Origin of the sequence: Rhizobium sp. CB3171 (genome assembly GCF_029714265.1) — a bacterium.
Classification (GTDB): domain Bacteria; phylum Pseudomonadota; class Alphaproteobacteria; order Rhizobiales; family Rhizobiaceae; genus Rhizobium.
In genome coordinates, this window is record NZ_CP121653.1 from 1,870,601 (window position 1) to 1,889,139 (window position 18,539).

General features: G+C 60.1%; 19 protein-coding genes. 4 read left to right on the plus strand and 15 right to left on the minus strand.

Annotated elements, in window-relative coordinates:
* Window positions 1-118 precede the first annotated feature (118 nt).
* Window positions 119-553, minus strand: coding sequence for a hypothetical protein (locus QA648_RS27885; RefSeq protein WP_283052038.1), 435 nt, complete (start codon window positions 551-553; stop codon window positions 119-121).
* 9 nt (window positions 554-562) lie between these two features.
* Window positions 563-1,111: a hypothetical protein gene (locus QA648_RS27890; protein WP_283052040.1), complete on the minus strand. Its 549-nt coding sequence runs from the start codon at window positions 1,109-1,111 to the stop codon at window positions 563-565.
* 265 nt (window positions 1,112-1,376) lie between these two features.
* On the opposite strand from QA648_RS27890, the gene QA648_RS27895 reads away from it, so the two are divergent.
* The 3 genes from QA648_RS27895 to QA648_RS27905 all read left to right on the plus strand — a co-directional run bounded on the left by QA648_RS27895 (window position 1,377) and on the right by QA648_RS27905 (window position 4,567).
* The gene (locus QA648_RS27895) at window positions 1,377-1,544 is read left to right on the plus strand and encodes a hypothetical protein (protein ID WP_283052041.1); all 168 of its coding nucleotides are present in this window, start codon (window positions 1,377-1,379) and stop codon (window positions 1,542-1,544) included.
* Window positions 1,545-1,631: 87 nt separating this feature from the next.
* Window positions 1,632-2,615 (plus strand): hypothetical protein, encoded by a 984-nt coding sequence (locus tag QA648_RS27900; RefSeq protein WP_283052043.1) that lies wholly within the window; start codon window positions 1,632-1,634, stop codon window positions 2,613-2,615.
* Window positions 2,616-2,638: 23 nt separating this feature from the next.
* Window positions 2,639-4,567 (plus strand): flagellar biosynthesis protein FlhA, encoded by a 1,929-nt coding sequence (locus QA648_RS27905; RefSeq protein WP_283052045.1) that lies wholly within the window; start codon window positions 2,639-2,641, stop codon window positions 4,565-4,567.
* Window positions 4,568-4,601: 34 nt separating this feature from the next.
* Here the strand turns inward: QA648_RS27905 and QA648_RS27910 are convergent, their stop codons facing one another.
* From QA648_RS27910 to QA648_RS27965, 12 genes are all read right to left on the minus strand, one after another.
* Window positions 4,602-5,399: an EscU/YscU/HrcU family type III secretion system export apparatus switch protein gene (locus QA648_RS27910; RefSeq protein WP_283052047.1), complete on the minus strand. Its 798-nt coding sequence runs from the start codon at window positions 5,397-5,399 to the stop codon at window positions 4,602-4,604.
* Window positions 5,386-6,195, minus strand: coding sequence for a flagellar biosynthetic protein FliR (locus QA648_RS27915; protein WP_283052049.1), 810 nt, complete (start codon window positions 6,193-6,195; stop codon window positions 5,386-5,388). The genes QA648_RS27910 and QA648_RS27915 overlap by 14 nt, the downstream gene beginning before the upstream one ends.
* 10 nt (window positions 6,196-6,205) lie before the next feature.
* Entirely contained in the window at window positions 6,206-6,475 is a 270-nt protein-coding gene (locus QA648_RS27920; RefSeq protein ID WP_004672590.1) for a flagellar biosynthetic protein FliQ, read from the minus strand.
* A 71-nt stretch (window positions 6,476-6,546) separates the two neighbouring features.
* Entirely contained in the window at window positions 6,547-7,200 is a 654-nt protein-coding gene (gene sctR, locus QA648_RS27925; RefSeq protein WP_283052067.1) for a type III secretion system export apparatus subunit SctR, read from the minus strand.
* A complete protein-coding gene (sctQ, locus tag QA648_RS27930; protein WP_283052068.1) occupies window positions 7,200-8,219 on the minus strand; it encodes a type III secretion system cytoplasmic ring protein SctQ in 1,020 nt (339 codons plus the stop codon). The genes sctR and sctQ overlap by 1 nt, the downstream gene beginning before the upstream one ends.
* Window positions 8,216-9,535 (minus strand): FliI/YscN family ATPase, encoded by a 1,320-nt coding sequence (locus QA648_RS27935; protein ID WP_283052069.1) that lies wholly within the window; start codon window positions 9,533-9,535, stop codon window positions 8,216-8,218. Before QA648_RS27935 ends, sctQ begins: the two co-directional genes overlap by 4 nt.
* Complete coding sequence (gene sctL, locus QA648_RS27940) at window positions 9,528-10,091, minus strand: type III secretion system stator protein SctL (RefSeq protein WP_283052070.1); 564 nt, start codon at window positions 10,089-10,091, stop codon at window positions 9,528-9,530. Before sctL ends, QA648_RS27935 begins: the two co-directional genes overlap by 8 nt.
* Entirely contained in the window at window positions 10,088-10,714 is a 627-nt protein-coding gene (locus QA648_RS27945; RefSeq protein ID WP_283052071.1) for a hypothetical protein, read from the minus strand. Before QA648_RS27945 ends, sctL begins: the two co-directional genes overlap by 4 nt.
* Window positions 10,715-10,716: 2 nt before the next feature.
* Window positions 10,717-11,520: a type III secretion inner membrane ring lipoprotein SctJ gene (sctJ, locus tag QA648_RS27950; protein ID WP_283052073.1), complete on the minus strand. Its 804-nt coding sequence runs from the start codon at window positions 11,518-11,520 to the stop codon at window positions 10,717-10,719.
* A 5-nt stretch (window positions 11,521-11,525) separates the two neighbouring features.
* Complete coding sequence (locus QA648_RS27955; protein ID WP_283052075.1) at window positions 11,526-12,002, minus strand: hypothetical protein; 477 nt, start codon at window positions 12,000-12,002, stop codon at window positions 11,526-11,528.
* 50 nt (window positions 12,003-12,052) lie between these two features.
* A complete protein-coding gene (locus tag QA648_RS27960; protein WP_283052077.1) occupies window positions 12,053-12,301 on the minus strand; it encodes a hypothetical protein in 249 nt (82 codons plus the stop codon).
* Between the two features lie 371 nt (window positions 12,302-12,672).
* Window positions 12,673-15,213, minus strand: coding sequence for a hypothetical protein (locus tag QA648_RS27965; RefSeq protein ID WP_283052079.1), 2,541 nt, complete (start codon window positions 15,211-15,213; stop codon window positions 12,673-12,675).
* 25 nt (window positions 15,214-15,238) lie between these two features.
* Between QA648_RS27965 and QA648_RS27970 the strand changes: the two genes are divergently transcribed.
* Window positions 15,239-15,523 carry a hypothetical protein gene (locus QA648_RS27970; protein ID WP_283052080.1) on the plus strand — a complete coding sequence of 95 codons (285 nt, stop codon included), beginning with the start codon at window positions 15,239-15,241 and terminating at the stop codon, window positions 15,521-15,523.
* Window positions 15,524-15,919: 396 nt separating this feature from the next.
* On the opposite strand, the gene QA648_RS27975 is transcribed toward QA648_RS27970, so the two are convergent.
* Window positions 15,920-18,487, minus strand: a complete 2,568-nt coding sequence (locus QA648_RS27975) for a hypothetical protein (RefSeq protein ID WP_283052081.1) — start codon at window positions 18,485-18,487, stop codon at window positions 15,920-15,922.
* Window positions 18,488-18,539 lie beyond the last annotated feature (52 nt).

An 18,539-nucleotide genomic window follows, 5' to 3' on the forward strand; every position in this document is an offset into this window, starting at 1 on the left:
GTCATTACCTTAAACACGTCGGCATACTTTCTAGCACTTCGCCGCTGCCGGAAGAATTAATACACGACATCAAGTTCGAGGGCTCGTTTCAACCGCAAGCGGTTCATGGCTAACATCATTAATTTCCGTCGAACCCAGGTTTCGTCGTCAGTTTATACGCCACTTCCAGTGAAATTTCGGCGCGCACGACCGCCTTTTGCGCATGGTAAAAATCGGCGGCGGCTTCATCTGCTCGTTCCTGAGCAGCGAACCGGGCGAGTTTGTGTTGCTCGAGCAGTACGCCTGCATCCGCTTCATGGCCGCGCAATACGGATTGGCGCATCAGGGCGTTATGAAGCTCAGCGGCGGAAACAAAACCGTCCTTGCGCAATTCATCTATGATGGGATTGCCTGCGGCCCGGCTTGCCGCGATGTCATGCGCCTCAGAGGCTCCCACCTCTTCCTCTCTTGCCCGTTCGGCATCGGCGCGCGCCTTGGAGAGGCTGCGCGAGAGATTATCCGTCCGGAGGTTGCGTATCTCCAGCAACAGCCTGAGAGCCTTCGACGCCTTCATAGTTGCTTCTCAGGCGCCGTCGCTCGGTGTCAGGATTTCCAGCTTGCCGCCCTTGATAACCTTGATGCTGTCGGCGTGCTGTCGGCTCAGCACGTCTTCGACGGCCTTGATGAACACGCCCGGGCCGCGCACGAGCACCAATCCGCTGGCCGCATCTTCACGCAACGCATCGTCGGGCAGGACTGGGAACAGCGCGCGTATGGCATTTTGCTCGGTTTTCCACCTGCGACCGCTGCGATCGAGGACAACGGTGGAGACCTCCTGCTTCGGCGCGATGATGACGTGGCTGCCATCATAGGCCACGAAGAGATTGCTAGCGTCTCCGAGCTTCACGAAGGCCTTGGCTCCGTTTTCCCGAACAGACCAGTGTTCGACCTTGCCGGTCAGCGTCCCGACTGTCGTGACCGGAATGCCGGACATGAAGGAAATCGTCTGGACGACATCGCCGAGCGGCAGCGATACCACATCGAGGCGCACCTCCCGATCGCCGGCCTTGGCGGATAAAGGAAAAGCCGCAAGCAGTCCGATAGCGGCCATGTAAACAAAACGCACAAACATCTGAGTTTACCTCTCGATCCGGATCTCCCTCGCCAATAACACGACAGAAGGAAGGCATGGAATACGAAATCGAAATCATTAATAATTATCTGATGTAGTGTCCCAAATGGCGGGGCGCTGAGAATACAACTGTGTGACGGCGCATATCCGTATCACGAAATTTCCGTCCTTATTGCGAATTAATAACTTTTTAACATAACCTATTGAAATCCATTTTGAATTCTGCAAGGTTCTCGCCGCCAAAACCATGCAAGGAGTTCAAGACATGGCTACTAGCACTAGTACTTCTACACTCGACGCGGGCGTCAGCTCCGCAATTTCGGCCTTCAAGTCCGCTCAGAACGAAGCAACGGCGCAGAGCCTGCAGGTTGCAACCGAGATCACCAAGATCAATGGTGTGGCGAACGCCATCAAGAAGATCGGTCCGGGCTGATTGAACGCAATGGCGAGACGGGTTCGCCCGTCTCGCCTCCCCGCTCTCGAAGAAAACAAAGCCGCTCGACGGACGGTTCGGGAACAGATGGCTATAGATTCAGATCCCTCCTCGCCGACACTCAAAGGAGCCCCCGGCAATGTAGCTGCGGGCAACGCCGTGTCGGGCAGTCCCGCACCGGCTTTGCGCATCACACGCGCCGGGCGCAGCGCCATTCTGCCGTTGACGACGGAGCAGCATGTTGTCGGCGGCAGCGCCGATTGCGACATGATCATCCTCGGCGACAGGCCAGAACCCGCCTTTGCCATAGGCCTGAAGGGTTCCCGTGGCTCCTACGTGGTGTCGCTCACGGCATTGCGGGATGGTCTCGCGGTCGACCGCCGCTCCATTGAACGTGATCAGACGGTCACCCTTAAGAAAAACCAGACCATTTCCTTCGACGGCACGACATGTGAGCTCGAAGGTCTCGGCGCCGAACGCGTGCGGTTCGCTCCGCGTCGGATCGCCGCTGCCGGCCTTCTTGCGCTGGCGGCGATCCTTTTATTTGCCGGCCTTCACGACGACGATGCGCCGGCTCAACAGATCCCACTCGTCAAGGCTCCGGCAGCACCCGAACCCGAGCCGTCATCGGCTGCGGTCGCCGCCGAAATCCGTCAGGCGATCCGCATGGCCCAGCTTCCCGAGAATTTGAGCGTGGTCGACACTCCCGCCGAAATTCGCATTGGCGAAGAATCGCCTGCTCTCAGCCTGCCCGACAAGGCCAAACTGCGCGGCATCATCGCCTCGATGAGCCGGCGCAGTTCCGTCTCCATCGTCGATCTGACCGCCGTCTCCTCCGGTCTCGACGGCTTCGTCGCCGCCGCCGGCTATACGCCCGTCAGGTTCATCATCGGCACGGATGGCCAGCGCTACGAGGAAGGCGATACGGTGCCCAGCGGCTGGCGAATAAAGGAGATCCGCAGCGACCAGTTGCTCGTTTCCCGTGATAGCGAGAACGATACGGTCTACTTCGCCCCCGCCGGGAATTCCGCGCCCAGGCTCGCCGAAATTTCCAGCAGCACACAAGAGTAGCAAATGGCATCGGAAGCCCGATCATGAAGGCAAGGTCGTCCGCCATCACCATGCTTGCGCAGCGCACGGACATGCTGCTTGCGGTGTTCTTCGCTTCCGTCGTCACAATGATGGTGCTGCCGCTTCCGACCGTTGTTCTGGATGTGCTGATCGCCTTCAATCTTGCCTTCGCCTTCGTCGTGCTGATCACCACGACCTATCTGAAGAGCGTTCTCGAAATTTCGACCTTTCCCGCTGTCATCCTGATCGGCACGCTCTTCCGCCTGGCCTTGACGATTTCTTCGACGCGGCTCGTGCTTGCGGATGCCGATGCCGGCGAGATCATCATGGCCTTCGGCGATTTCGTCGTCTCGGGAAACGTCGTCGTCGGCCTGATCATTTTCCTGATCGTGGCGCTGGTGCAGTTCATCGTGGTGACGAAGGGCGCTGAGCGCATCGCCGAAGTCGGCGCGCGTTTCACGCTCGACGCCATGCCGGGTAAGCAGCTCGCCATCGACAGCGACCTGCGTAACGGCCACATCAGCACGGAAGCCGCGCAGAAACGCCGGGCGCGCCTGGAGCAGGAGAGCCAGTTTTTCGGCGCCATGGATGGCGCCATGCGGTTCGTGAAGGGCGATGCGGTTGCCGGACTGGTGATCGTCGCAGTCAATCTCATCGGTGGTCTCGCGATCGGCATTTTCCAGAAGGGCCTGAGCTTTGCCGAAGCCGCCCATCTCTATACGCTGCTGTCGATCGGCGATGGTCTCGTCTCGCAGATCCCCTCCATTCTGATGGCTGTAGCCGCCGGCATCGTCGTGACCCGTGTTTCCGATGACGGCAACGGCAGCCTCGGCAGCGATATCGGCCGCGAACTCTTCCGGGAGCCCCGCGCATTGGCGATTGCGGCAGCGCTGACGATATGCGCCGGCTTCGTTCCCGGATTCCCGACCAGCGTGCTCGGCGCGATCGGCGTGGGTCTGGCGGTCCTTGCCTTCGTGGTTCATCGGCGGCGCGCAGGCCAGCCCGCTGCCGGATCGACGAATGCGACGGAAAGCGCCAATTCCTATCCGCTCGACAGAACGAAATATGGCGATCCCGTCGTTGCAACCGTCTCCATGGAAACGCTTACGCGGCTCGAAGCAATGAGACTCGGCGAGATGCTGGACGGTCGTATCCGCATGGCGGCCCGCGCGGTCGGCGTCTCCGTGACGGTGCCGACGTTCAACGCCGATCCCCGTATGGCCGAGAATCTCATCCATCTCCAGGTCGAAAACGTGCCTGCCGGCCTCGTCAGCTGCGGTCCTGAACGAACGGTTGAACAGATCGCCGACGACATCGTGCGCATCGTCCGCCGCCACATCGGCGCGCTTTTCAGCGTCGACGATGCCGCGCAGTGGCTGGGCAGCCTCGAACCGCGTCTCGGCAAACTGGCGATCGATGTCGCCATCCAGGTACCGCTGATGCTGACGGTCGCGGTCGTCAGGCGCCTGCTGGAATCCGGCGTGACGCTTTCCCAGCCGCGCGGACTTCTGGAAGTGATGCTGCACGCCGGCGTTGATAATGAGCCGGATGCCCTGGCCGAAAAGGCGCGTGCCGCGCTGGTCAAGCAGATTGCGTTCGGGCTTCTCGACCGGCGGGGATTGTTGCCGGCGCTCGTCCTTCCCGCCGAATGGGATCATGTCGTCCGGTCCTATGAGGCAGGCGGAGCGACCGAGAAGATCGAGATAGGCGAAAGACTACGCCTACTTGCCGAGAAAACGAGACAGGCCCTGGAGGACGCCAATGAGAGGGGACACGATCCCGTCATCATCGTGCCGGGCGAGTTGCGCCTGTTTACCCAGACGCTGTTGCTCCGCCATAGCTGCCGCATTCCGGTAGTGGCGGTGGAAGAAATCGACAGAGACATAGCGATCGAAACGATCGGAGAGATCGGCTCGATCCATCATCAGCGCCTTCCGGTTCAAGCACGCTGAAACCGCGCCGTCGCATTTCGGCAAATGCCGGCTTTTATCGCCGGCCCGGCCGTTCCTTGCGCGGCGGGCTGCCGCGCATTTCCGCGCCGATCTGCCTGCGCGCCGATTTCAGCTTCGGATCTCCCTGGGTGTCCTTGTATTCCCGCCGCGCCTCGGTCTTGGTCATGCGATGCTCATGCCTGAACAGCGCGCGCGAAATGCGGATATCGAAAAACGCCGCCGCCACCATGATGCCTGCGGCAACGATAAGGATCGAGCCGAGAAGATGGGCTGCGGTGGATAGCGAGCATGCCTCTCCGCAAAGCGGCGCCCAGAAGATGCTGTTGAGGAAATAAAGGATTGCGCCGCTGCCGGCGGCGGCGAGCAGGGCAAACTTGGCAAGCCCTTTGATGAACTCCGCGATGCTCGACAGGGAAAAAAGCTTCTTAATGCCGTCAAACGGATTGAGCCGGGTGAAATCGAAGCTCATGTGCTTGAACGATACGGGAAAGCCATGTGCATCGAGGATCGAGACCACGATGGTCGCCGCGAGACCCATCGCCAGCGGCAGCCAGATCAGATCGAGCAGAGCCACGCCCGTTTCGCTCAAGCCCACGCCGACGGCATCGCTGAGATCCGCTCTCTTGATGGACTGCAGGCCAGAATCGAAACTGCGGGCGAAACACCCGAGGATACCTTCCAATCGCCAGGTGACGTAGACCGCGATGGCGAGGACGGAGATCGCGACCGGGATTTCCTTTGAGCGTGGAACTTGGCCTTCGCGCCGAAGCCGGTCGAGCTTTACCCGGCTCGGCGGCAGGGTTTTCTCCTCGGTATCGTCACTTTTGGCCATTACCCGCCTCCAGCATGGCTTTCACCTCGTTGAATCCATTGATCCAGAGACCGTGGAAATAGTTGGAGATAAAGGCCGTATAGATGACAAGAACGACCGCGACCGCGAAGTTTTTGATGGCCGGCAGGCTGTCGTTCAGCGGGAATTGTTTGGACGAACGTCCGACGAATGCCAATGACAATTCGAGCGCGCAGGTGACAATCATGAACGGGGCGGCGAGCAAGCCGGCCGCCTTGAAGAGCCGCCCGAAAACGCCAAGGACCATGTCGAGCGGATCGTCGGGCATGACGGGTGTGGGCTTGAAGAGCGGCCAGAACTCGAACGACTTGTAGAAGATCGCAACGAGATCGATGATGCCGCCGGCGCTGACGAAGATCACCAGAGCGATCGACATCATCAACGAACCGAGCGGCGCGGTTTCCAGCGCGTTGATCTGGTCGAAGAGATTGGCGGCATTGGCACCACGATAGACATCGGTCATGTCGCCTGCAGCCTGGGCTGCCCAGAAGGGAATGCCGAGCCCCATGCCGACGAGCGCGCCGAAGCAGAGCTCCTTGATCGAAAGCGCGGCGAGATCGAACCAGGACGTATCACCCAGAGCCAGCACCGAATAGGCGAAGGCGACGGAGGGCGCCGAAAGGCCGATTGCGAGCCCGAAACGCAGGATGCCGACGATGCTGAACAGCGAGAAGATCGGAAAGATAAGTAGGATCCCGAGCGCGCGGGCGGCGCCGAGCATAGCCGCGGCCGGTGCTGCGACCTCGATACCGACGAGCGGAAGATGACCCGACCCCATCCGCGCCGCCTCACTGAACCATGGTCGGAAAGTCATTGAGGATATGGACGGAATGTTCGATCAGCGGGGTTGCCAGCACCCGGCCGAACAGTAGCAGGGTGATGGAGATCACGAAGATCTTGACGATCTGCGCGATGGTCTGTTCCTGGATCTGCGTCGCCGCCTGGAAAATTGCGATGATGAGGCCGAGAAGCGCCGCCAGGCCAAGAATGGGTCCGGCCAAGGCAAACGTCGCCATCACGGACATGCCGATTTCGGCGGCAACCTGATCTTCACCCATGAGCGTAAGCCTTTCTTGCGGACTCGGCTGATGCCCGAACCGATGCTTTCAGCGTTTTTGAGAGGGTGTGGTCACTGCGCATAGGACAGAACCAGACCTTCCAGCAATCGCCGCCAGCCGTCGATCGAGACGAAGAGCAGCAGCTTGAGCGGTGTGGAAACGACGGTCGGCGACATCATCTGCATACCGAGCGCGACCAGAATGGCGGAGACGGCGAAGTCGATCATCAGGAAGGGCAGATAGATCAGAAATCCGATTTCGAATGCCCGCGTCAGTTCCGAAACGAGGAAGCTCGGCGTCAGCACTGTGATGTCGTCGGAGGCAATGGGGGTAACCGGCGCGTTTGCCCAGATCTTCTGCGAGGCCTGCACGAAGAAGTCGCGGACCTCGGCATCGGAAAATTTCAGCATGAAATCCTTCAGCGGTGCCGTCACCTTGACCATGCCGTCCGCCATGCCGCCGATCGTGGCGAAATCGCCGCTATGGGCAAGCAGCAACTGCCAGCTGCTCTGCAGCACCGGGTTCATCACGAAGGCCGAGAGCACGATGGCGATAGCGAAAATTAGGAGATTCGGCGGAGTCTGCTGGATGCCGATCGCATTGCGCACGATCAGCAGGACGACCGAAATCTTGGTGAAGGAGGTTGCGATCACGGCAATGACCGGCAGCATCGAGATCGCCGCCATCGCCACGAGGCTCTGCGCAAGAGGAAAGGTCTGTTCCATCAGTCGTGCAGCGCCGTGACGCGAACGGCGCTCAATCCATCCACGGAGATGATTTCACCCCGTCCGATGACACGGCCCTGGGCGATGATATCGACGGCATCCGACAATGGCCTGTCGAGATTGAACACGTAGCCTTCGCCGATCGTCTCGAGTGTGCGAAGCGGAAGCTCCAGCCGTCCTGCATCGAAGACGAGCTTGATCGGGATGCTGTCGACAGGCGACGGACGCGGCTCGCCCTGCAATTCCTGATCGACGGTTTCATTCGTCATGAAATGCCTCATTGGTCCGGTTGGCGTCGACAGAAGCGGCTCAGTGAGGACCGTGCCTTTGTCCGATCGCATGCAGGTTGCAAGGTAACGTTCACCCGTGATCGCGATCACGGTCTCCGGCGCTCCCCCATCGATGACGATGCCGTCCCCCAATCGCAGGGATTTGATCTCAGCGACCGACAGGACGGCATAACCGCGCCGGATGCTGACGGTCGTCGTCAGGGCATTGAGCGTGCGGCGCGGCAGGCGGCTCGCCCAGCCGACCAGCCCGCTAAGAAAAGCCTCGTTGAAGCGACCGTTCAAGGGCAGGCTCATGCCGTTCCAGCCGATTTCGAAGCCGAAATTGCCGCTGACATCCGGCTGCGGCTCGGCGCCGATTTCGAGCAGCGAAAGGCTGATGCCGATCTTGTTCTCGATTGCCTCGAAGGCCTCGGCGAATTGGTGTTCGACCACGGCCGCCTTTTCATACGGCGACAGCTTTTCCCAGAGGAGCAGCGGTTCAAGCCTTTCGGCCAGTAACCGCAATGCTCCTGCCGAAGCAACCAGCATGTGGTACCGCTCGCCGACGCGGCAGAGAATGCCGACCGGATCGGCGATCCGCCCGGCTGCGATCTCAGGGGAGAGGGGACGAATGGAAAGTGCGTGGTCTCCGACGGGGATTTGCCAGGCGGCGCGCCTCATCGTGTCGGAACGGGAAAAGAAGCTCTCGGCCATCGATGAGCGGGGCCATGCGGGCGCTGCGATATTCATCGGACAAGATCCTCGAGCGCTTCGACGATCGCGCCGAACGGCTGCGGCTTCCCCTGTCCGTTAAACAGGAACCGCTGGATGAGTCCGTGTTTGGCGATAGCCTCGTCGACGGCGGCATCGCGCCCTTCACGATATTCCCCGACGCGGATCAGCAGTTCCACTTCTTCATAGAGAGCGAGCAGGGAGCGTAGCCTGTCGGCTGCCTGGCGATGGCTCTCGCTCACCACCGCGCTCATCGTCCGACTTCGGCTGGCAAGCACATCGATCGCCGGAAAATTTCCGGCCCTGGCGATTTTGTCGGAGAGGACGATATGGCCATCCAGCAGCGACCTGGTTTCTTCGGCGATCGGATCGTCCTGCTCTCCGCCTTCGACAAGCACCGTGTAGAAAGCCGTCATCGTGCCATTAGCGCTGTTTCCGGCGCGCTCGAAAATTTGCGGCAGAACCGCGAATACGGAGGGTGGAAAGCCGCGCCGCACCGGCGGTTCACCCGCGGCAAGCCCTACCTCACGCAAGGCGCGCGCCATGCGGGTGACGCTGTCGATGAGGAGCAGCACATGTTTTCCCTGCTCGCGAAAATGCTCGGCGATCGCCGTCGCCGTCATGACAGCCTTAAAGCGCTCCAGTGCGGGCCGATCCGAGGTCGCGACGACCAGCGCAACATTTGATGGCGCACCTTCGGGCATGATGTCGGCCACGAATTCGCCGACTTCGCGGCCGCGCTCGCCGACCAGGGCGCAGACGATCACATCGGCAGCGCCGTTGGCGATGATCTCGGAAACCAGCGTCGACTTGCCGGCGCCAGGCGCACCGAAAATACCGATGCGCTGGCCCTGCCCGCAGGTCAGCAGTCCGTCCAATGCGGCAATTCCCGAGGCGAATAACTGCCGGATGGGACGGCGCGACAAGGGATTGACCGGCTGAGCGTAGAGCGGCTGCTGGAAGCGCGCGCCATTGCCGGCAGGATTGGCGGAAGGACGCAGAATGTTCCCATGCGCATCGACGATTGCGCCAAGCAGGAAATCGCCGACGGAGATTGTGGGCTCCCGGCCGGTCGGGACGATTTCGGTGCGCAGCGAAATGCCGCGAGTTTCGCCGTGAAGTGAAAGAAGCGTCGTCTCACCGTCGATACCGACGACATCGGCAAGGCCGATGCGCCCCCTGCCCGGCTCGTGCAGTTCACAAAGCTCGCCGATCCGTACCGATGGGATGATTGCCCGGACGAGCAGGCCGGAAACGCTTTTCACGCGACCGCTGTGCCGTCGCGCTTCCGTCTCTTGGAGCGCCCGCTCCATGCGAACCAACGCGTCAACCATGGATGAGAACCTCGACCACGGTGGCGAGCTGATCTTTCAGGCCAATCTGGCTCCGCCCCGCCGAGGTCTCCATGACGATCTCGCCGGGAACCATCAGCGGATCCGCCTCGATGCCAATGCGGCCATCGAGACCCGAAATCGCCTGGGCCATCATGGCCGCATCCTCGGGGGCGACATGCAGGCCAATCTCCTGGGCCTCGGCCGTCTCAGATATGGCGTGGTGGATCAATCGCCTCGTGCGCTCGTCGGCCTCCATCGACCCCAGGATCAATCCAATCGATTTCAGAACTACGGCCTCAATCCAGCCGTCGAGATTGGAAATCTCTTGTTCGGCTTTTCCGAGCGAGACGGCAAGCCGGGCGACCGCGTCGCGTAAGCCCTGTTCGAAACCGTCGCGGTAACCGTCCCGGGCGGCCTGCTCGCCGGCGGCCGCGAGTGTGCCCTGCGATTGGGCGACCTCCTGGCGGGCAGCCTCAAGAATTTGCGCCGCCTCCGTGATCTGGCCAAAGCTCTCCGCCGGAATGATGCGGTCATGGCGTGCGAAGACCGAACTCATCGTCTACCGTTTTCCTGTATGGATGCGACATCGTCGACGGCCGCCGCCGCCAGGGCGAGAGCCGGACCTTTCAGCAGGGAAGCCGAACCGTTTTCGGCCATATCGCGCCAGCCTGCGGACCGCCAGGCTGCAGAGATCCCGTATTCGTCCGCTAGAACCGCGAGCATGGACCAGCCATCGGCCACGACGACATGACTTGCCAGTTCGCTCAGTAAATCCAGCGGGCTCGTCGCTATTGAAAGATGTGCGTGACCGAGAGCGAATGCGACCGCCTCCTCACCGAAGGCTGTTCTGAGCTTCGCAAGGGACGGGCGATCGACCCCGGGACAGAAGGCTGCGAGATGATAGGCGAGGCCTGCCTGGCGCGCTGCCTTTGCGCGCGCGGCTTCGGTCATGGAAATCAGGCGGCAGGCGCCATCCGAAAATGTCCTGGGATCGCCATGGGCTTCCGCGATCTCAGTGAAAAGCCGCCAATGCAGTCGGGGCGACAAAAGCTTCCCATCAAGGAGCGGCCGGATTTCACCCCATCGGGCGGCCGACGCGATATCCGCGGAAAGCAGCGCTGCCTTGCGGACCTTCGCTGCATTCGAGATCGCCTCGCCATCGGAACGGCGCGTGCGCATGCTCAGCGCTCCTTCCGCTGCGGCAATAGCAGCAGCAGGCATGCCCCGATGGCGAGGATGATTGCACCCATCACGCCGAGATTAGGCACCATGAAAGCCGAGAGGGCGCTTTGCGCCGTCGAGAGCGGCGCTGCAGCAGGTGCGAGCGCCACGGTTGTCGCCGGGGCAGGCGCTGCCGTCGCTGTCGGGGCCGGTTGCGCGCCGACCTCCGACCAGGGGCTGACCACCACCGAGACATCCTCATAGGAGAGATCACGGATACTGTTGACCAGAACCGACCGACTTTTCATGTCAATCTCGGCGAGATTGGCGCCGGGGCGGTATTGCAGCACGGCGGCTGCCCTCGCCCTCTCCTTGATGAGCCCGCGGCCATTCTCCTCCGGCAGCACCACATGGACACGCGCCGAAGCGACACCGTCGAGCCCCGAAAGGGTTTCGGCGAGCTGCTGCTCAATGGCGTAGCTCATCCGGGCTTTCTGCTCGTAAGGTGTCACGAGGAAGCCGTTGCCGGGAAAGAGTTGGGCGACATTTCCGAACGACTGACGCGGCAGGCCGGCGCCTGCGAGCAGCTCTATCGCCCGGGCATGATCGGCAGAATCGGCGGTGATCGCATATGTCCCGCCCTTTTCGCCTTTCATCGTGACGGAGATCCCGGCGCGTTCGAGCAGCACCTGGGCGTCCAGCGCATCGCGCTGGTCGAGGCCGGTCAGCACGTCCTGGCTGCAGGCGGCGAGGAACAGGCAAAGGGCGAGCATCGTGGTCTTCGGAAGGACCTTGCGCGCTATCAAACGGGCCGATACGGTCATGATGCTTATTGGCCCTGCGTCAGCCGCTTGGAGGACGACATCACCGACTGAGTGAGCGACGACAGAAGCGTCGTGCCGGTCGCGAATTGCTGCGATTTCTCCAGCCGGTCGATCGATGCGGTTATGTCCTCGATCTTCGAGCCGCCGTGACCCTTGTCGGTGGCAAATCGCACCAGTGGCGTCTCAGGCTGGCCGGTTGCGGAAACGGATATGAAGAATGCCGACAGCCGGTCGAGAATGCCGGAGGGATTTGTATTGATTTCCGGCGAATAGGACGGGGGAACGGCGTCGGATTGAGGCGCGATCTTGCGGCTCTGCGCGTTCGGAACGGATGTGAGTTCGGTTGGCCGGACGCCTGCGAAATCCGTCGGCTGCGGGCCGATCCGCTCCGCCACGATCGCCGAGGTCTTCAGGATATTGCCGGTCGAAATCCCATCGACCGGCGGCGTGAAGGCGCGGCCGGAAAATTCTTCTCCACTCATTGCAATTCCTCAACTCGGTACACGTCAACTGCAAACGATGAACGGGAACGCTACTCGTCGCTGCCTTCGTCGATCGCCTCCTTGGCGAAATTGAAAATCGAATTGTTCAGCATCAAGGTGTTGGAGATCATGCTCGGCAGAAACGCGTCCACGGCGGCGGAGAGAACCTCGTTCTCGCTGTTGGGATCGACCTTTTTCGTCGTACTGCCGGTGGTGCCTGTCTTGTCTGTCGTCAGCTCCACGGAGACGGGGTTTGCGGGCGTTAGGTTCAGGTCGGAATTCACTGCATCTACGGCCATATGAGCACTTCCATCGGGGAGTTATCAAAATGAATGCGTGTTTTGATATGGAGAAAAAAACGCCAGGTCAATTATATAAACTTAACAAATGGTTAATTTTTGCCATTTAGAGTATGTTTTGACAGTTTTATTAGATATTATATTATGATGTAATGCTTTTATACGAAAAGCGCATCAAATATCCAAAATAGGCTTCACGTTATACTTGAACTATTGCGCAGAAGCGAGCGCGACTCCTCAGCACCGATGGCGAGACCGCACGACGTGCGATCGAACGCTAAGAGCTTGCAGAATGAGGCAGGCAAGAGACGACAAAGGCCCGGATCGGTGACCACCGACCGGGCTTTTGAATATTCAGAAAGCGGCCTGGGTCAGCCGACCACCATACCGCGGCGCTTCTCGACATCTGCGGTGATCGCATCCCAGTTCTCAGGCGAGAGCTCGCGCTGTTCCGGGTCGCGCGGCGCCGGATTGACGCCGCCCTTGGCGCCGATGATCGGACCTGTTTTGGCGTAGATGCCGACCGTATCGTTGACGGTGCGCTTGAGCATGTCGTTCATCATGTCGGTCTGCTTGTGGAAGGCCTTCTCCTGCTTGATGCTCTGGTAGATGGTGAAGCCCGACCAGGTTGCCCAGGATACCGCGCTAGCCACCGCAAAGGCGAAGGAGAAGCCGCCGGAGACCAGGGCAACCGTCGCGCCTGTGCGTCCGAGGAAGGTGGAATTCACCAGCATGTTGGCAACGCCTGTCAGGCCTTCGATCGCGCCAATCGTATCGGCCGAGACCCCGGTGCCCATGAAGATGAGGTCAACCGGGTCGCCCGTGCCGCTCGTAAGCCCTTGCAGGAACTGATAATATTCCACTGGCAACCAGGCGACGCCGGCGACGGCGCCGACCGTCGTCCCAGCATTCTTGAAGAAGGCGGAGAGGACGCTGCGCTGCGCCCCTGCCAGTTCGTCGGAAACGCCGGCGAGCGAACCAATCCCGTCCAGTAGCGAAAAATTCGAAGCTTTGATCGCCGAGCCGAGCGCACTGCCCATATGGGCGAGAGCGCCAAGGGCATGTAGAACGACGACGCCGATGCTGTCCCAGGTCGGGTTCGTCATGTTGAGACCCGCATAGATGGAACGAGAAGCCGTGAGCACCGACATCACGCCGGAGGACAGGGCCGCCTTGTATTTGGCTGGATCGACTCCTGCCGGCGCCAAAATGGCGGTCTTGTCGATCAATTTGGTAAGCTCGGTCTTGATCGTCTCGACGCTGCCGCTCGGACGCATCGTCGCCCAAAGCGCGGTGAAGATCGCCGTGAAATTGGTCTTGTATTGCGCCATGGCCTCGGCATTGCCCTTGAACAGGGTTTCCGCCAGTGCATCGAGGCTCGGGGCGATGATCTTCTTGATCGCATCCTCGGCGGTCTTGCTGTCGACGATGATCGGATCGATCACATCCGCGCCGGGCATCAGCGTCTTCATCAGGCCCGACATGGAAAGTCCCATGTCCTTCAGGCTGGATGTCAGATATTCGCTGTCGATATAGGGCAGATCGAGACTTTGGATGGTCTTGCTCCAGCCATTGTCCTTGGTGGCGAACATGCGCTCGGCGATCCAGGCGTCGCCGCCGCTGCCTGCAAAGAAGCGTCCGTCGCCTGAGCCGTTGGCGGCGATCCCCTTGCCGGCCAAGCCGGTGCCGATCATGATCATCGCCATGACGTCGTTGAACGAATAACTGGCGAGATTGCTGGAGGGCAGCGGCGAGATGCTCTTGTTCCATTCCGGATTGGCCGGCATCTTCGAGACGAGGCTGGCGCTCATGACGAGCCCTTCCAGCGCGGTCTGCACCGCATGGCGGTAGCCCCAGACTTCCTTGCCGCCGGGTGCTGCCAACTGCGACGTCAGGCGCTCGAGGTTGCCGGCGAGATCGCCGATGCCGATTTCTCCGGCACCGACCTTGTCGAGCAGCGGGCCGAGAAGCGCCTTGACGTCGGCCTTGAACTGATCACCTACCTCCGCGCTGTCTCCCCCGTAAAACTGGTTGGCCATCGCCTGGATGGTCGGGTTGAACAGGTGGGTGATATTGTTGGGCACCACCCTGCCGAACTCGGAAGCCGCAACCTTCTTCAATCCCTCGAGGTCGATCTTGAGATCCGGAAACAGGCTGCCGTCGAGTCCGAGCAACTGGTCGGAATCCACAACCGGCAAGATGGAGCCGAGCCCCTTCAGCTCCCGCTCGCTCTTGTCGCCGGCCAGTCCCATCCGGATCAGGCCATCGAGCGCCGTCGTCGGATCGGAGATCGTCGGCAGCACGTTCTTGTCAAAGAACTCGGCATAGGCCTTGTCGGCGATCGCCGAGCGTTGCTTCACGAAATCGTCGGGAAGCACCATGGAATAGAAGCCGAGCGCGGAATTATATTCCTTGAGGATCGTTGCCGTGTCCTTGCCGGATTTGAGCCCGTCGTTCAGCAGGCCGCCATTGACGATGTCGCGCTCGAAGGCATCCTCGACCTTCCCGCGCAGGTCTTTTATCTTCTCATCGCGCGTGATCGTGTCGTTGATGATCTCTGAGGGATCCTTATTGGTATCGGCCGGTGCAACGCGATAACCCGAAAAGATCAGCTTGAAGGCCTTCAGTGTTTTCTCGGTCATCAGCGAGTTGACGTCGGGATCCGAGCCGAGAATGGCGATCGACTTGTCGAGATCCTTCACGATCTCCTGGTCGTTATAGATGCCGCGCTGGTTGTCGCCGAGGCTGTCCTTATATTTGCCGAAGGTCGCCTTGGTCTGAAGCAGATCGAGATACATGATCAGTTTCTGCTCGGCGGTATAGTTCTGAGGGTTTTTGACGCCGTCGATGCTTCCGAAAGACTTATCCTTGTCCTTCAATCCTTCCATGAAGCCCTGGTTGATCTCGCTCATGAAGTCGGAATTGAACAGGAGATCGATGACCGGCTGGATCGGCGCGGTAGGGCTGGAAGCGCCATTCGATGTACCGGCCAGCGAAACGAACTTCGAGCTGGTCGTCTGCGCAGATGTCAACGGGAAAATCGTCGAGCCTGTCGTCGCCGTTCCGTCAGAGGTAAAAGGCGATGCCTTCTTGACCGTGGTGCTCGTGGTCTGGCCTGAGGAATTTTCGGAGCTCGAATTGGAGTCGACATTTAGCCGGAGAAACGAAATCCCATCGGATTTCGAGGATGCTGGTGCGATCGATGACATGCGTTCCCTTTGATCTTCTTGTCCGCTTTTGCGGATCGACGTCGTTTACCTCACATTCACCATATGAACGGCCTTTGAAAAATAATTCAAGTTTGAGATGCAGAGTTCGACTGACCTCTATCGGCTTCCTTCGCGAATTGGATGGGTGACTCGGATTTCTCGTTCAGTTGGAAGTGGTTGCTCCGGCTAAGGCTTCACGTACCTGGAACGATGGGTGACGGAAAGATATGCGAGCGAGTAGCCGATATGACGAGCGCTGAACTTTCCGCGCTTTCCACGCTACGGATAGAAATTCCTCTCGAAAGAGAAGCTTCTGTTTCAACGGTCACTTGCATTTAATCTTGAGGCAAGCATTCGGCGCTACTCGAAGGCGGGCCCCGTCATCGGCAACTGAGGCCGCGATCTTTCTTCACCAGATGAACGATGGATCCGGCCGGAACTCGAGATGCACAGACTCGCCCATATACCGCTCCAGCTTCTCGTTCAGCTTCTTTTCCATCTCATCGAGCTTCTTTACGCCGTTGGCCATATCCCACAGACCAAGCGCCAGTCCGACGGCGGAGGCAACCAGGCCGGTGACCAGTCCGGCTGCGGCGAGACCGGCTTTTGCGGCGTTGCTGAAGATCGTGACCGCTTCCGGCGCTACTGTTCCGAGCCCGGAGAAGGCGCGGGACATGGCGTTGGTCAGATAGAGCATCGCCTCGGAGAAGCCGATGAGCGCGTTGCCGGTGCCGGCAACCCCGCCGATGATTTCGAGCGCGCCCTTGGCGCGGTCGCCAGCCTTAAGTGACCGCGATGCAGAGTAGAAGCCGAGGCCTGCCATGGCGAGCCCGCCGGCGGCGCCGAGGATCTTGCCTGCCGCTTCCATCGTCTTGGGCGAGAAGCTCATGAAGATGCCCTTGCCCCAGCTGCCGGTCTCATTGCTGAAGGCGCTGAAGGGCTTGCCGGCAACATCAAGGTTCTTGCCTAGCCCTTCCATCGTCATGCCGACGATTTGCGTCGCCGAGCCGACAGCAGCCGCGATATCGGTCGACGTCCACTTGCCGCCGACGCCGAGGCCACGCGCCACCAGCACGCTCGACATGCTGAGCATCTGGACGGCATGGACGAGGCCGGCCTTGTACACCTCGGCATCGATACCCGAGGGCGTGCGGGTCTGGCGTGGCAGATCGAGGGAATCCTTGAAGGAGGCAAGTGCATCGTCAAGTTTCATTCCGCCGCGCACCATGCGCAGAACGCCGTCGACGTCGCGCGCTATGTCCTGCGCCAGGTTCTGCTTCAACTTTTCGCCGCCATCCGCCGGGCCGTTTTTGCTGATAAAATCCTGGGCGAACTTGTTTGCCAATTGGCTGATGGCGTCGTTCGTCGCGCCTTCCGAGCCCGACAGCAACGGCTCGAGATCGATGCCTTGGCCGTCACCGATATAATGTTCCTTGATGATGTTGGCGAAGGTGACGTTCGCGGCGCCGATATGCGCGTCGATATAATCCTGAGGCAGAAGATCGACGAGCGTGTTGAGCTCGGAATAATAATCCTTCAGGGCACCATCGAAGCTCTTGCCGGCGCTCAGCGCCTTGTCGATCGCCTTGCCGCCGCCGATATCGATCAGATAGGCGTCTTCGATATTGGTGAGCAGATCGGAATTCTCCGGGCGCTGTAGATATTCCTTCATGCCGCTCGCGAAGGTATCGGAGAGATACTGCTGTGTCGCAGGATCGGCCGTCAGTTTTTCGATCCGCGCGTCGAGGTCGTCGCCGACGCGCTCGCCGTCGGGCACGCTGTCGCCATACTGGTTCATATAGCCGTTGTACTGCTGCTTGATCTCGAGAAGATCGTAGAGCAGCGCCGCTTTCTGCTCCGGCGTCAGCTGATCGAGGTGATCCATATTGTCGGGTGCGACGAAGTTCCGGTCCATGTTCTTCACGGCGTCGCCGAGAATGCTGTATTTGAGTTCGTCGAGCTTCTGCAGCGTTGGTTCATAGGCGGTCGACGGCGCATAGTCGCGCAGTACGTTGCTTTCCAGGACGTCACTCTCCTCTATCGGGCGCTCCACGACCGGGTCGATAACATCCGACATGATGGACCCCATCTTCTTAAGGCTCGATGTCAGATATTCGCTATCGATATAAGTTAGGTCGAGACTTTGTATCGTCTTGCTCCAGTCATTGTCCTTGGTGCCGAACATGCGCTCGGCGATCCAGGCATCGCCACCGCTGCCTGCGAAGAAGCGGCTGTCTTCGGAGCTATTGGCCGCGATCCCCTTGCCCGCTTCTCCGGTGGCGATCATGATCGCCGCCATGACGTCGTTGAACGAATAGCTGGCGAGATTGCTGGAAGGCAGCGGCGAAACACTTGTGTCCCACTCGGCATTGGCCGGCATCTTCGAAACGAGGCTGGCGCCCATGACCAGCCCTTCGAGGGCCGTCTGCACGGAGTGACGATAGCCCCAGACCTCCTTGCCACCGGGAGCCGTCAATTGCGACGTCAAACGTTCCAGAAGACCGCCAAGGTCAGCCTGCCCGACTTCTCCCGAAGCGATCTTGTCGAGCAGCGGACCAAGAAGCGCCTTGATGTCGGCCTTGAACTTGTCGCGGACCTCGACGCTGTCCGACCCGTAAAACTGGTTGGTCATCGCCTCGATCGTCGGGTTGAACAGATGGGTGACGTTGTTGGGGACGGTGCTGCCGAACTCGGAAGCCGCAACCTTCTTCAAGCCGTCAAGATCGATCTTGAGATCGCCAGCCGCACCGGTTTCGGTCGTGCTTGCATTAGCATCGGCTAGTATCGCGGAGCCGCCGCTTTTGGTCGACGTAGACCCGACAAAGACCACCTGTCCGCCGCCTGTCGGAGCAATCCTGCGTATTTCGCTTACGTCGATGGTTTTCGCCAATGCGGAACGATCGGTCACGTCTTTCTGGCCAGTGTCCACGACCAAGGCTTCAATCTTATCCGATCCGCTGCCAACGCGCTCCAACATTATCTCATCACTCCTGATCGACGGCCACACTCGACTCTCGTTAGGTCAGAAG